We start from the raw sequence: 15,166 nt of genomic DNA on the forward strand, positions 1-15,166 counted from the left end.
CAATTCGCAATTCTACCCATGCGTTGTTAAAAATCAACCAGTTAACAACTTAATTTCTTATTTTTTAAAAACCTACTTCCATTTGGGAGTGGGTTTTTTATTATCTAAATTTGGGGTTTTTGATGAGCGATAAACAAAAACAAGTCAAATCTAAAAAACGAGTGGCGGATTTTGGTGAAGTCTTTACCGCTGAAAAAGAAGTTAGGGCAATGCTTGATTTGGTAAAAATCCAATCCGAGCAATTACAAAGCCGATTTTTAGAACCTGCGTGCGGTACAGGAAATTTTTTGGTAGAAATTTTAAAACGTAAATTAAACACCGCCATTACTCTAAGCCAAATCAATAAATCGCAAAAATCTCCCAAATACGCCCAAGCCATTTATGAAAAAAATGCCATTATTGCTCTATCTAGCATTTATGGTATTGAGTTACTTGCCGATAACTGTGCTGAATGCCGTAGCCGATTATTCACGCTGTTTAAAGAGCATTATCAAAGTTATTTTAAACAGATAAATGAACAAGTACTAACAACCGCCCATTATTTATTAAATAAAAATATCGTTAATGGCAATGCCCTAGATTTAAAGGATTTAACTGGTAATCCGATTGTATTTAGCGAATGGACTTTTATTAGCGATATTATGATACAAAGGCGAGATTTTATTTATGAGGATTTGGTAGAAAAAACCAACAACATTTCGCCAGAAGAAACTGGCTTTATTGCCAAAAATATCAAAGATTATCACCCCATTCATTATTTAAAATTAAGCGAGCAGGAAAATGTATAATCAAGATTTAAAAATAAACAGCCAAATCACCCCTGATTTGGATAATATCGGCAAAGGTCAATTATCATTTTTTGAGATGACCTATAACCCTGATGTGCTAGATTGTTTATCCAGTCTTTCTAATGATGAAGTCTTTACTTCGCCAAAACTTGCCAATTTAATGCTGGATTTATTACCCAATGAAATCTGGTCAAATCCCAATGCCAAATTTTTAGACCCTGTTTGTAAATCAGGCGTATTCTTACGAGAAATAGTCAAACGACTAGATAAAGGATTAGAAAATCAAATACCAGACCGTCAAACTCGTATTAATCATATTTGCAAAAATCAAGTCTATGGCATCGCCATTACTTATTTGACCGCCCTATTATCACGCCGTAGTGTGTATTGTGCCAAGATTGCCAATTCGCCTTTTTCTATTTGTGATGAATTTGATGATGAAATGGGCAATATTATTTTTGGCAAAAGTGAGCATATTTTTGATAATGGCAAATGTGTGGAATGCGGAGCAAGCGAAGGGGTATTTGGCAAGCGAGACGGCTTAGAAAACCACGCTTATGCCTTTATTCATTCTAATATTGATACTGTATTTAAAGAGATTTTAACGATGAAATTTGATGTGATTATTGGTAATCCGCCTTATCAATTAGATGATGGTGGAGCTGGGGCAAGTGCTAAGCCGATTTATCATTTATTTGTAGAACAAGCCAAAAAATTAAATCCCAATTATCTGATTATGATTACCCCAAGCCGTTGGTTTGCAGGTGGTAAGGGGTTAGATGAATTTCGGGATAATATGCTAAATGATAGACGAATTAAACAAATTCACGATTTTCCCAATTCCAAAGATTGTTTTGATAATGTAGAGATTAAAGGGGGTGTTAGTTATTTTTTATGGGATAGAGATTATAATGGAGATTGTGAGATATTTACTTATGAAAACGGACAATGCGTTTCTTATGCTAAAAGACCGCTAAAAGAAAAAGGTATTGATGTTTTTATTCGTTATAATCAAGCAGTTTCTATCATAAATAAAGTTAGAAAATTAGATGAAAAAAGTTTTTCAAATTTAGTTAGTTCAAGAAAACCTTTTGGTCTAGCTACTAATATAAAAGGAAACCCAAAACCTTATGTAAATTGTAATGAGAATGTTGTTTTGTATCAAAATGGTAGTACTGGTTATATAAAACGGTCTGAAATACCAAGCAATAAAGAGAATATCTTAACACATAAAGTTTATATTGGTAGGGCTTATGGAGCAGGTGAAGGATTTCCACACCAAATATTAAACAATCCTATTTATGGAGAGCCAAATACAGTTTGCACAGAAACTTATTTGATGATAGGTAAATTTGAAAGTGAAGAGATTTGCAAGAATGTAATGTCCTATATTTCCACAAGATTTTTCCGTTTTTTGGTAATGCTAATTAAAAATACCCAAGATGCCCCAAAAAGAGTTTACCAACTTGTACCAATACAAGATTTTAGCCGTTCGTGGACAGATGAACAGCTCTATGCCAAATATGGCTTATCCAAAGATGAAATTAACTTTATTGAAAGTATGATACGCCCAATGGAAAACGATACTGGCGAAAAGGTTAAAAAATCTCGTAGTAAAAAGACCGCACAATCACAGTTAGATTTGGAGAATGATGATGAGTAAAGCAATTCCACATTTGTTAAAAACAAGAAATGTATCTTTTCCTACAAAAGGAGCATTTCAAAAGCACCTAAAAAGCATTTATGACAAAGCCAAAGCAAATAAAAGTGGCTTGGTTGATTGTGATAATGGTATTTTGGATTTAAAAGATTTCATTCAAGATTATTGCGACAAATCTGAGCGATTGCTAGATATTTTTGATTTGGATAATTGCCATTTCATTGTCAAAAAATCGCCAGATTATACTACAAAGTGTCTATTTATTGTTGATAATAATACAGGTAATCAAGAGCAATTTAGTGTTTATGATTTTGGTAATCCGCCTGATGCAAAAACTGGTTTTTATTCATTTTGTCGTTATACAATTATGTGGTTAAAATTTGAATATCGTAGAAAATTTTCTGAACATCTTGGCATTGATTATAATGAATATGATTTATGGCACAAAAAACCAACAACCAAACAAATAATTGATGAATTTATTGAATTTAAAGAAATTGGCGAGAAATTAGATGAAGTTGTTTCCGAAAATTTTAAAGGAAATAACGCTTTTTATTTGTCGGAAAAATATAAATTCTTAAACCAAGAATTTATTGACTTCTATCAATCCAAAGTTGCAACCGAATTATTTTTTGAATTAAAGTTGAGAAAATAAAATGACCAACCCAACCTTTACCCAAATCCACACCCCAAAAATCTATGTCTATTCCGATAGCCGTTATCCCAATACCCTAAAAGTCGGCTATACCGCCCAAGAAACGGTGGAACAGCGTATGAAACAGCATTATCCAACCATTACCCCAAGTCAAAGCTGGCAATTGGAATTTGAAACTTTGGCGATAAAAAATGATGGCGGTTATTTTAAAGATTTTGCCGTTTTTGATGAATTAAAGAAAATGGGAGTAAAACACATTGCAGGCGAATGGTATGAATGCAATTTGGATACCATTAAAAATGCCATTTTAAACATCAAAAATAACAAAACTTTTGAGAAAAAACGCACCAATGATTTTAAAATGCGTCCAGAACAACAAATGGCGGTGGATAAAACCGTGCGTTATTTTAATGCCATCAAACAAGACAAAACACACACTCGCACACCGCATTTTCTTTGGAATGCCAAAATGCGATTTGGTAAGACTTTTGCCACTTATCAATTAGCCAAAGCGATGAATTGGCAAAGGGTGTTGATTGTAACTTTTAAACCTGCGGTAAAAACGGCTTGGTCTGATGATTTAAATAGCCATATTGATTTTAATGGTTGGCAATTTATCAGCCGTGATAGCGATTTAAGCATAGAGGATTATGATAAAAATCGCCCAATGGTGTATTTTGGTTCATTTCAAGATTTGTTGGGCAAAGATAAATTTGGTAATATCAAGGCAAAAAATGAATGGCTACACACGATGAATTGGGATTGTGTGGTATTTGATGAATATCATTTTGGGGCGTGGCGTGATAATGCCAAAAACCTATTTGCCAAAGATGAAGAGCTGGCACAAAAGGCAGTAAAAGATGAATATACTGAAATGGAATTAGATACTACCAATATGGATTTTGATGAAAGTCAGCTACCCATTACCACCGACTATTATTTGTATTTGTCAGGTACGCCATTTAGAGCGATTAGTACAGGCGAATTTATTGAAGAGCAGATTTTTAATTGGACTTATTCAGATGAACAAAGTGCCAAACTAAATTGGGATAATTCAACAGGGGATAATCCATATTTATCATTACCGCAAATGATGTTATTAACCTATCAATTACCAGAGCATATTCGCCATATTGCCAGCGATGGGCAGTTTAATGAATTTGATTTGAATGAGTTTTTTAAAGCAACAGGCAAGGGAGAAACTGCCGTTTTTAAACATCAAAATGAAGTACAAAAATGGCTGGATTTAATCCGTGATAGTCTTGATGAAATGATTATTCACAATTTAAAACAAGGTAATAAAAAACCACCAATGCCATTTAGTGATGTTAATTTATTAAATAGTTTATTGCATACCGTTTGGTATTTGCCTGATGTTGCCAGTTGTTTTGCGATGGCAAATTTATTAAAATCGCCCAATAATCAATTTTATCATCAGTATGAGATTATCGTGGCGGCAGGCAATAATGCAGGAATGGGCGATAAGGCGTTAATTCCTGTGAGTAATGCCATTGGCAATAATCCTTTAAATACCAAATCCATTACCTTATCGTGTGGTAAACTCTTGACTGGGGTGTCTGTGCCTGCGTGGACAGGGATTTTTATGCTTAGAAATTCGGCAAGCCCAGAGACTTATTTTCAGGCGTGCTTTCGGGTGCAAACGCCTTGGGTGGTGCAGTCGGATAATGAACAAGAGATTATCAAACATCAATGCTATGTCTTTGATTTTGCTCCCAATCGTGCCTTGCGACAAATTAGTGAATACGCCAATAAACTAAATACCAAAGACAGTAATCCAGAAACCAAAGTGGCTGAGTTTATCGCCTTTTTGCCTGTGCTTGCCTATGATGGCAGTGCGATGGAGCAGGTGGACGCCAAACGCCTGCTTGATATGGCGATGAGTGGGACGACCGCCACGCTACTTGCACGGCGTTGGCAATCGGCACATTTGGTTAATGTTGATGATTTGACTTTGCAAAATATTTTGGATAATGAAAAGGCGTTAAACGCATTAGAAAAATTAGAAAGTTTTCGTAATCTTAATGATGATATTCAAATTGTCATCAATCGTTCTGAAAGGATTAAGACGTTAAAACAAAAAGCCAAAGATAATGAGTTAAACGAAAAAGATAAAAAAGAATTAACCCAACTTGAAAAGGAGGAAAAGGATAAAAAATCCAAACGCAGAGAAATCGAAGAAAAACTCATTAAATTTGCCACTCGTATTCCGATTTTTATGTATTTATCTGATTATCGTGAGCATACTTTGACCGATGTTATTATGGAGCTTGAAACCGAACTTTTTACAAAAGTTACAGGGTTATCTAAGCAAGACTTTTCTTTACTCGTCTCATTAAATGTCTTTGATGAAGGGGTAATGAATGATGCGGTCTATAAGTTTAAACGCTATGAAGATGCCAGTCTTGAATATACAGGGATTGATAAAACTGGTGAGTATTTGGGGCTTTATAATACGGTAATTAAAAATTATAAATAAAATCAAAAAGTTATGTAATTTTTACAAAAATTTCAAAATTTTTGATAAAAAACATTTGACACACCAAAAAATTACTGTATAATACGCACCACATCAAGACGATGGGTCGTTAGCTCAGTTGGTAGAGCGTCTGCCTTACACGCAGAATGTCGGCGGTTCGAATCCGTCACGACCCACCATTTATCTTGATAGCGACCTTAGCAGCGGTAGTTCAGTTGGTTAGAATACCGGCCTGTCACGCCGGGGGTCGCGGGTTCGAGCCCCGTCCGCTGCGCCATTTTTAACTGGGTTTTCCAGTTTATCCCCCAAGTCTCCCCTGACTTGGGGATTTTTTTGTATGATGATTGTGATAAATTCTCATTTTCATTGGAAAAATGGTTTTATTTTGTTATCATGGAGTATGTGATACTTTTTGTATGTAAGGCGAAAGCTGCCTAAGCAAAGAATTTGGGCGACAATCAAAAAATGACATGGAAGCCATCTGTTGATGTTTGAGCGGGGATTGAGAGTGTTTTAGGGTTGAGTGAGTGTATGAATTACGACCATTACATTTGCTTTACAATACAGCAAACAAACTTCCATAAATCTTTTACAAAAAAGTGTTCTACTGTTGTATTTTTGTGTTTGTTTGGGCATAAGAGATGACAAAGTTAGGTATTTGTGTGTATTTTTCTTTATAATATACGTCCCAAAACGGACTTAAGTTGAGATTTTTTAATCATTTTTTGTTTGATTTTTTATAAAATTAAACATTGATTAAGAAATTTTAAATTAAGTCCGTTTTTGTTATGACCAATCTAAAAGGTGTATTATGACAAAAACACATAAATTGAAAAAGCCCCTTAAAATATTTGGGGCGTCGTTGGCGGTGGTGCTGGCATGCGTGCTGATATTTTTATTTCGCCCTGTGGCAAGTAAAAGCGTCAATCTGACGGGTGAAGAACCTATGGTGGATATGGTGCTGATCGGTGGCGGTATCATGTCAGCGACACTTGGGACATATCTGTCAGAGCTTGAACCGACATGGAAAATCCAGATGTACGAACGCCTTGACAAGGTCGCCCAAGAAAGCTCCAACGGCTTTCATAACGCTGGTACAGGGCATTCTGGCTTTATGGAGATGAACTACACGGCTGAGGCTGATGATGGTAGTATCTCTATTGAGCGTGCCGAAAAAATTGCCGCACAGTTTGAGGTGTCCAAGCAGTTTTGGGCTTATCAAGTCAAAAACGGTGCGTTGGGCGACCCAAAAACCTTCATCAATCCTGTGCCACACATCGCTTTTGTGTGGGGGGATAATGTTAGCTTCTTAAAACGCCGTCATGAGGCGATGATAAAATCTCCGCTATTTAGTGATATGGTGTATACCGAAGATAAAGCCACCATCAGTCAGTGGTCGCCTTTGGTCATGCAAGGTCGTGATGATGCCCAAAAAGTTGCTGCCACTCGCATGGATATAGGTACAGATGTAAACTATGGTGCGATTACCACACAGCTCATTGATGCTTTGGGTAAAAATAGTAACTTTAATTTAAAAACAAGCACCGAAGTAACGGGCATCAGCCGTAACGAAGATGGTAGTTGGACGGTGAGTGTCAAAAACTTGACCGATAACAGCATCTCACACACTAAGACTCGCCGTGTCTTTATCGGTGCGGGTGGAGCGGCGATTAAAATGCTCCAAATGACAGGTTTGCCTGAGAGTAAATATTATGCAGGTTTTCCTGTGGGCGGACTGTTTTTGATGACGGACAAGCCAGAAATCGTCAATGCTCACACCGCCAAAGTTTATGGTCGTGCCGAGCTTGGTGCACCTCCCATGAGCGTGCCACACATTGACACACGTTATATTGATGGCAAAAAATATGTCTTGTTTGGACCGTTTGCCACTTATTCTAACAAATTTTTAAAACAAGGCTCACAAACAGATTTGTTATCATCAGCTACCAAAGACAACGCTTTGCCGATGGCGGCGATTGGGCTTGAAAATACTGATTTGGTCAAATACCTCATCAGCCAAGTGCTACTTTCATCAGAAGAAAAAATGGCAGAGTTACGCAAATACTATCCAGAAGCCAAATCCGAAGATTGGAAAGAAAATCAAGGCGGTCAGCGCGTACAAATTATCAAGAAATTGCCAAATGAACCTGCCAAACTCCAATTTGGTACAGAGATTTTTGCTTCGCAAGACGGCACAGTAAGTGCCTTGCTTGGTGCATCCCCTGGTGCGTCCACCTCACCAAACATGATGCTTGATTTGCTTGCCAAAGCATTTCCTAATGAAGTCAAAGGTGCGTGGGGCGATAAACTTGTAAAAATTATTCCTTCTTATGGTCAGGATTTGGCTAAAAATCCAGAACTGCTTGACAAAGTGCGTACCGACACCAGTGCCACACTAGGGTTGGTGTATACCCCAAAATCCCAAGAAAACTCATCTGATGAGGTGCAGACAGACGAGAAAAAAGCAGATGATAAAAAGGTGGAAGAGCAAGAGGCGACAACACCAGCAACACCTGCGGACAAACCTACCAATGACAAAACTGCACCTGCCGACCAAAACACGTCAGAGGCTGATAAAAAAGTGGCGTAATGGTATGAACGGTCAAATACAATAAAGGGCGACATTGCCCTTTATTTTTTGGGAGTTGGATGTATACTAACCGAACTTCAAAATTGTTATGGTTTTTGTTCGTGGTGAGCTTGTCAAACCATAACAGAAACTCGCCCACAGGCATGGCTTGGGGTGAACGGTTTTTGTACTAGTTTTTAGGTTTGGTTGGTATCATTGACATCAACCCAAAATAATAGTAAAATATGGTAAATCTAGGAACATTATACTATATTTAATGAGATATAAAATATCCGAATACGCTAAAATCAAAAAAGTACAATACCGCACCGTTTGGAATTGGGTAAAAGCAGGTAAGGTAAAATCAGAACGCACCGAAACAGGGGGCGTGATTATCGTTGATGATGGCGATGGCGTGATGTCCAAAACGCTTGTTGCCATTTACTGCCGTGTATCGTCAAGTGAAAATAAAAGCAATTTAGACAGTCAAGCCGACCGCCTTATCTCTTATGCCAATGCACGTGGTTATCAAGTTGCCAAAGTCATCAAGGAAGTGGGTAGCGGTGTCAATGACAATCGCCCCAAATTGGTTGCCCTACTCAAAGACCCAAGTTTAAATCTTATTATTGTAGAGCATAAAGACCGCTTGACACGCTTTGGTTTTAATTATTTAGAAACCCTACTTGATATGCAAAACCGCAAAATAGAAGTGGTTAATCAAGTGGATAGCCCAAGAGATGATTTAATGGCGGATTTTACCGCCATCATCACTTCATTTTGTGCAAGGCTTTATGGGCTAAGATGCACCAAACGCAAAACAAAGCAGCTCATCAAATCCCTAGAACAAGACCAAACCCATGTATAAAACCGCCACCATATTCATTAAAAACACCAATCCATTATTTGATGTGATTGATGATTATGCGTTTTTATGCAAAAACCTTAAAAACTCTGCTTTGTATGCTTATCGTCAAGCTTTCTTTAGCAACAAAACCATCAATAAATTTTCCCTAATTAACACCTTTACCCATGACAAACAAGCTGATTACATTGCAATCCCTAGAAAGGTTGCCCAACAAATCATTTTTCAAGTGGCACAAGAGTTTCAATCCTTTTGGGGATTGATTAAATTATGGGTGAAAGACAAAACAAAACCACGCCCCAACATACCACGTTACTTAGACAAACAAAAAGGACGTGCCAACATCATTTTTACCAAACAAGCCATCAGTAAAAAGGACTTAGCCAAAGGAGAGCTAACCCTAAGCCCTTTTGATAAATCACGTCCTATTTCAATCAAATTAGGCAAACTTAATCAGTTGATTAGTTATGACAATATCCAAGAAGTTAAAGTCGTCAAAGTAGCAAATGGCTATGATGTAAAAATCTGTTATAAAACACAAGACATAGAAAGCCCCACAAGTATAAATCCAACAAGGGTTTTATCCATTGATTTTGGTGTAAACAATTTAATGACGGTTGGCAATAACATCAAAGCACAAAACATCATTATCAAGGGCAAAGCCTTAAAATCCTTTAACCAATATTTTAATAAAAAGTTGGCGAAGCTAAAAAGCCACTTAGACACCACCAAAGATTTTTTAAAGCCATCTGTCCAAAAGAAATTGGATAGGCTTTACCAAAAACGCAAACACAAGGTCAATGACTTTTTGCATAAAGCAAGCCATTACTTAGTTAATCATGCCGTTGAAAACCACATTGATACCCTAGTCATAGGTTACAATCAAGGCTTAAAACAAGAGATTGAGATTGGCAGGGTCAATAACCAAAAATTTGTGAACATTCCTTTTGCCACGCTACTCGATATGATAACCTACAAGGCAAAAGAAAAAGGAATGCAGGTCATCATCACAAATGAAAGCCACACCAGCAAATGTAGTTTTTTAGATGATGAACCGATACAAAAACAACCCACTTACAAAGGTAAGCGGATAAAACGTGGATTATTTAAATCATCACAAGGCAAGCTCATTAACGCTGATGTCAATGGTGCTTTAAATATCTTGCGAAAAGTAATTGGGAACTTTGATTATGACCCAATACAGGTGTGTAGTACGCCAAAGATGGTTAATGTCTTAAAGTAATTTACCATATTTTACTATGGTTTTTGCAACTATGCAATCCAAGCCAAGTAACCAAAAAGAGTAAAAATCAATGAAATGGGTAAAGGCGGGCATATGGGCGGTTTTACTGCTTATGGGGCTGTATCTTTGGATATTTGATTGGGGGGTGGGGTATGTGCTTCTTAGCATTGCCAGTCATGGCGTGTTACGGTGGCTTTTACACAAACGCCTCATCAGACCGCACATCATTTGGGTGGTGTTGGCGGTGTTGTTTGGGGTGCATGTCTGGGCGTATCAAGGATTGCAACATCATCAAGCACGCCATGACACAGGCGAGCGGTGGTCGCAGTATGGGGCGTTGTAGCTGGGTGTGGTTAAATTTTACCACAAGCTTATCAAATTGTGAGTTTGGCTAGTGGAGATGACAAGAGGGTTATGAAGTTTGATAAAAAAGGACGAGATTTCGTCCTTTTGTTTTTGGTTAAGCCGTGCGATTTTTTCCCAGTTGATTGCCCACAACAAACGCCACAAACCCAACGACCAAAGCAGGTACAACCGCATGCAAATCAAATAGGGTGATTTTAAAATAGGCAAAAATCACATAGCTAAACAACCCTGCTATCATTGAAAAAATCGCCCCTGTGGCATTGGCTTTTTTATAATACAAACCAAAAATAAGAACCCATAAAAAAGTTGCTTCTAGTCCACCAAAGGAAAGCAGGTTTAGCCAAATGAGCATATCAGGCGGATTTAGCATGGCAACCACCGCCAAAATCACCGTAAATATCAGCGTAAAGCCTGTGGAGTAGCGTTTGATTTTAGCTTCGTTTTTGATGGCATCAGGCTTGGCAGATAGGTACAAATCCTTGATGAGCGTGCTTGATGATTGGATAAGCATGGAGTCAATGGACGACATGATGGCTGCCATAGGAGCTGCCAAAAATATCCCTGCCACAAAGGGTGGTAGTACTGTCATCATGAGTGTGGGCACGACTTTGTCAGGTACGTCTAAATTGGGGATAACTGCCCGAGCCAACACGCCCGCCAGATGCATGCCTAGCACCAGTATGGTCATCACCACCGTTCCCACCAAAATCCCTCGATGAAGTGAGTGACTGTCTTTGTATGCCATGGCACGAATTGCTGTATGGGGCAAACCAATCAAACCAAAACACACCAATACCCAAAAGGATAGCATAAAGGTTGCTGACAGTTTATCATCTACTCCTGTGGGTGTGAGCAGGCGTGGGTCAATGGTGTGTAGTGTGGTCATGGCATTTTCAATGCCCCCTGTGGCTATCACCGTACCGCCAAGTAGCAAAATTGTACCAATCATCATGACTAGCCCTTGTACGGTATCGGTCAACACCACCGCACGAAAACCGCCAATAAAAGTATAAAGTCCAATCACGAGGGCAAAAACACCAATAGATAGTTCATAGGGCAAACCAAGCGTGGTTTCTAAAAGGCGACCTGCTCCGATAAACTGCACCACCATCATGCCAAAAAAAGCCAGTAGGAGTGATATGCACGCAAGATAGACGACTACTTTGTTTTGGTAGCGAGCAAACAGCAAATCATTGATGGTAATGCTCCCTGTTTGTCGGGCGTAGATGGCAAATTTTTTGCCTAATGTGCCAAGCGTGAGCCAAATGGCAGGTACTTGAATCATCGCCAGCAGTACCCAGCCAAGCCCATATTTGTACGCCGCTCCGGGACCGCCGATGAATGAGCTTGCTGATACGTAGGTGGCGACAGTTGTCATGGCAAGTACAAAACCACCCATTGAGCGAGAGCCAACATAGTATTCGTCTAAAAATCCGCCTTGCTTGCGTTTTTGGTAGGCATACCACGCCACTCCAAAGACAAAGCATAGATACAGCACAAGGGGAATGAGAATTTGTACATTTAGATTCATGCGTTATCCTCATCAGTGTGAGTATTTAAATCAATTTCTTTGTAAACAGTTTTTAGTGTTGCCATGCTCATAAGGATAAATAAAATTGGTAAAACAATGCAACTCATCTCAAACCACAAAGGAAAACCTAAAAGCCCTGTACCATTTGGTAAAAAATAAGCAAAAATTACCCAACCTGCCAAATAAATGAAAGTTAGATACAGCGACCATTTGGCTTCACGGTTTAGTTGGCGGGTGGTGGGATTGTTGGTTTGGGAGGTGGGAGAATGAGGATTGGATTTGGTCATAAACGTCCCTATATGGTAGGCTAGTGTCATAAATTGGGCAAATAGTTTAACAAATTTTAGCAATTTTTACCAACGAAAGTGGCTAAGCTATGTTACAATAACGAGATTTTACTCCTCAATACATGATTAATGTCTGTACAGTTACCTCCTTATCGTCCTATCAAACGCCGTAACGGTTTGCAAGTTATGGTGGCAGCATTTCATGCTTTGCTGATGCGTGAGTTACAGACTCGTTTTGGTAGCTATCGGCTTGGTTATTTGTGGGCACCTCTTGAAGTCATCTTGCAAATGGTCATCATGCTTGTGATTTTTGGTGCAGTAATGAAACGCACTTTGCCCGGCATGGATTATATGCTATTTTTAGTGGCAGGATTTACGCCGTTTTTTATGATGCAAAAAATCGCCACTCGCTCGCTTGGAGCGGTCTCCGCTAATGCAGGACTTTTGATGTATCGAGCGGTTAAACACATTGACATCATTATCGCTCGCTCATTTTTGGAGCTTGTGATTTATTTTGTTACTTTTGTGATTTTGCTTGTAGGTTTGGCATTTTTTGGGATTGGATTTAGTTTGGATAATTTGCACATGGTGCTGTTATGCTGGCTTGCCATGTTCTTTTTTGCTTTTGGGCTTGCCATGATTATGATGATTGTGGGGCATTATGGTGGTGAGCTTAGTAAGGTCATTGGTATTGTATTTACGATTTTGTATTTTACCTCTGGGGTGATTTATTCGGTGCATGTCGTGCCTGAGCCGTATTTGAGTTATTTGATGTACAATCCATTTATTCACAACTTAGAAATGATGCGTCATTCATTATCACCAACTTATCCAATTTATCATGTGGATATGTGGTATTTTGTCAAATGGACGGTGTGTGTGAATTTTTTTGGACTGCTTTTATATAAAGCCTTTGAAAATGATTTGATTCGTAGCAAATAATATGATTGAAATAAAAAACATCACCAAATCATTTATGACGCCACAAGGTCGCCATTATCTGTTTAAAGATTTGAATTTAACCATTGAAGATGGTCAATCGGTTGGGCTTTTGGGCAAAAATGGTGCAGGTAAATCCACGCTCCTTAGGATTATCTGTGGGCTTGACAGACCAGACAGTGGTGAAGTCATCACCAATAGTACTATTAGCTGGCCTGTGGGTGTGGCGGGCGGATTTCAAGGCAGTTTGACAGGACGACAAAACGTCACCTTTGTCTGTCGGCTGTATTCAAGTGGTAGATATACCGAAGAAAAAGTGCGTTTTGTCCAAGAATTTGCCGATTTGGGCAAATATTTTGATATGCCCGTCAAAAGCTACTCTTCGGGCATGAAAGCAAGGCTAACCTTTGGGCTGTCTTTGGCATTTGATTTTGATTATTATATGTTAGATGAAGTGAGTGCGGTGGGCGATGCGTCTTTTCGTAAGCGTAGCGAAGAAGTTTTGAACGCACGCCGAAGTCAGGCGGGATTTTTGATGGTGTCGCACAACTTGGCAGATATTGAGAAAAATTGTGATGTTGGGATTGTATTGATGAATCAACGTGCCCAAGTTTTTGGGAATGTCAAACAAGCAGTTGAGGTGTATAAAGATTATGTCCAAAAAAAATAAAAAGAAATTTAAAAAAATACTGTTGTTTGTGGCGGTGGTGGTTATTCCTTGGGTGGCGACCGCCATATATACGACCAATTTGGCAAATCCACGCTATGTTAGCACATCATCTGTTGTCATCAAACAAGTGTCTGACCAAGCAAGTGCAAGCTCTGGTTTTTCTGCACTTTTGGGGGTTAATAATACCAACCGTGAAGATGCGGTGTATTTGACCGAATATATTTTATCCAACGACATGATTGAGATTTTGGATGCTGAGTTTGATTTTCGCACCCATTATCGGGTGTCAGGTTCGGATTTTATCTATGAAATTCCAGAAAATGCCACCCAAGAAGAGTTGCGTGAATATTTTAAAAAGCGAGTGTCTGTCAAATTGGACGAGCTTAGTTATGTTTTGACGGTTGAGACACAAGGATTTACGCCAGAGTATGCCTTGCGGTTAAATCGTGCGATTTTGCGAGAATCTGAAAAGTTCGTCAATAGTGTCTCAAAACAAACTGCCAACGAGCAACTTGCCTTTGTCAGTGACCAAGTAACAGAAGCTGAAAGTCGCCTTGAAAAAGCCAAAAATGCTTTGCTTGATTACCAAAATACCAATGAGATTTTTGATCCACAAACCAATGCCCAAATCGTCAACCAAGTCATCGGTACACTGCAAGGTCAGCTTAGCACCCTACGCACCGAAGAGCGTCAACTTTTGAGCTATCTTAACCCAGAAGCACCACAAGTGGTGAGTTTGCGTAGCCAAATCAGTTCGGTTGAAAAACAAATCAAAGATGAGCAGTCCAAACTCACTTCTGCACAGTCTGCCAAATTGAACGAAAAAACAGCAGAATTTGAGGCATTAAAGGCAGATGTAGAGTTTGCTGGCGAGCTTTATAAATTGGCACTGACTTCTATGGAAAACTCTCGTCTAGAAGTGCTTAGAAAAATGAAAAATCTTGTCATCATTTCAAGTCCGCACAAGGCAGAAGAGGCACTTTATCCACGTGTGGGTTATGTGCTTGGTACGTCATTTGTGTTACTTTTGATTTTATACGGCTTTATCGTGCTGGTGCTTGCAGTTATCAGAGACCATTCTAAGTGATTGATTTATAAG

At 38.7% G+C, this 15,166-nt stretch carries 12 protein-coding genes, 2 tRNA genes and 1 pseudogene; 13 read left to right on the forward strand and 2 right to left on the reverse strand.

Features of this window, described 5'->3' with window-relative positions; genetic code table 11:
* Positions 1-122: 122 nt before the first annotated feature.
* From MOB01S_RS07380 to MOB01S_RS07425, 10 genes and pseudogenes are all read left to right on the forward strand, one after another.
* Entirely contained in the window at positions 123-788 is a 666-nt protein-coding gene (locus MOB01S_RS07380) for a DNA methyltransferase (protein WP_066803267.1), read from the forward strand.
* Positions 781-2,451, forward strand: coding sequence for an Eco57I restriction-modification methylase domain-containing protein (locus tag MOB01S_RS07385; protein ID WP_066803270.1), 1,671 nt, complete (start codon positions 781-783; stop codon positions 2,449-2,451). The genes MOB01S_RS07380 and MOB01S_RS07385 overlap by 8 nt, the downstream gene beginning before the upstream one ends.
* A complete protein-coding gene (locus MOB01S_RS07390) occupies positions 2,444-3,103 on the forward strand; it encodes a hypothetical protein (protein ID WP_066803273.1) in 660 nt (219 codons plus the stop codon). Before MOB01S_RS07385 ends, MOB01S_RS07390 begins: the two co-directional genes overlap by 8 nt.
* A gap of 1 nt (position 3,104) precedes the next feature.
* Positions 3,105-5,600: a DEAD/DEAH box helicase gene (locus MOB01S_RS07395; protein WP_066803276.1), complete on the forward strand. Its 2,496-nt coding sequence runs from the start codon at positions 3,105-3,107 to the stop codon at positions 5,598-5,600.
* A 103-nt stretch (positions 5,601-5,703) separates the two neighbouring features.
* Positions 5,704-5,779, forward strand: a tRNA-Val gene (locus tag MOB01S_RS07400).
* 21 nt (positions 5,780-5,800) lie between these two features.
* Positions 5,801-5,877: transfer RNA gene (locus MOB01S_RS07405), tRNA-Asp, on the forward strand.
* 552 nt (positions 5,878-6,429) lie between these two features.
* Positions 6,430-8,070, forward strand: a pseudogene (gene mqo / locus MOB01S_RS07410) (malate dehydrogenase (quinone)); the annotation flags it as partial.
* Between the two features lie 376 nt (positions 8,071-8,446).
* Positions 8,447-9,034: an IS607 family transposase gene (locus tag MOB01S_RS07415; protein ID WP_066803279.1), complete on the forward strand. Its 588-nt coding sequence runs from the start codon at positions 8,447-8,449 to the stop codon at positions 9,032-9,034.
* Positions 9,027-10,274: an RNA-guided endonuclease InsQ/TnpB family protein gene (locus MOB01S_RS07420; RefSeq protein WP_066803282.1), complete on the forward strand. Its 1,248-nt coding sequence runs from the start codon at positions 9,027-9,029 to the stop codon at positions 10,272-10,274. The genes MOB01S_RS07415 and MOB01S_RS07420 overlap by 8 nt, the downstream gene beginning before the upstream one ends.
* Positions 10,275-10,344: 70 nt before the next feature.
* The gene (locus MOB01S_RS07425) at positions 10,345-10,617 is read left to right on the forward strand and encodes a hypothetical protein (RefSeq protein WP_066803285.1); all 273 of its coding nucleotides are present in this window, start codon (positions 10,345-10,347) and stop codon (positions 10,615-10,617) included.
* A 117-nt stretch (positions 10,618-10,734) separates the two neighbouring features.
* Here MOB01S_RS07425 and panF read toward each other — a convergent pair whose 3' ends face one another.
* A complete protein-coding gene (panF, locus tag MOB01S_RS07430) occupies positions 10,735-12,171 on the reverse strand; it encodes a sodium/pantothenate symporter (RefSeq protein ID WP_066803288.1) in 1,437 nt (478 codons plus the stop codon).
* The gene (locus tag MOB01S_RS07435; protein WP_066803291.1) at positions 12,168-12,458 is read right to left on the reverse strand and encodes a YhdT family protein; all 291 of its coding nucleotides are present in this window, start codon (positions 12,456-12,458) and stop codon (positions 12,168-12,170) included. Before MOB01S_RS07435 ends, panF begins: the two co-directional genes overlap by 4 nt.
* A gap of 129 nt (positions 12,459-12,587) precedes the next feature.
* Here MOB01S_RS07435 and MOB01S_RS07440 point away from each other — a divergent pair, with 129 nt between their 5' ends.
* The 3 genes from MOB01S_RS07440 to MOB01S_RS07450 are packed head-to-tail and all read left to right on the forward strand — an operon-like array spanning position 12,588 to position 15,154.
* The gene (locus MOB01S_RS07440; protein ID WP_066803294.1) at positions 12,588-13,400 is read left to right on the forward strand and encodes an ABC transporter permease; all 813 of its coding nucleotides are present in this window, start codon (positions 12,588-12,590) and stop codon (positions 13,398-13,400) included.
* A gap of 1 nt (position 13,401) precedes the next feature.
* The gene (locus MOB01S_RS07445) at positions 13,402-14,067 is read left to right on the forward strand and encodes an ABC transporter ATP-binding protein (protein WP_066803297.1); all 666 of its coding nucleotides are present in this window, start codon (positions 13,402-13,404) and stop codon (positions 14,065-14,067) included.
* A complete protein-coding gene (locus MOB01S_RS07450; protein ID WP_245640018.1) occupies positions 14,051-15,154 on the forward strand; it encodes a KpsE/RkpR family capsule polysaccharide export protein in 1,104 nt (367 codons plus the stop codon). The genes MOB01S_RS07445 and MOB01S_RS07450 overlap by 17 nt, the downstream gene beginning before the upstream one ends.
* Positions 15,155-15,166: the final 12 nt, after the last annotated feature.

This window comes from Moraxella oblonga NBRC 102422 (assembly GCF_001598275.1).
GTDB classification, from domain to species: Bacteria; Pseudomonadota; Gammaproteobacteria; order Pseudomonadales; family Moraxellaceae; genus Moraxella; species Moraxella oblonga.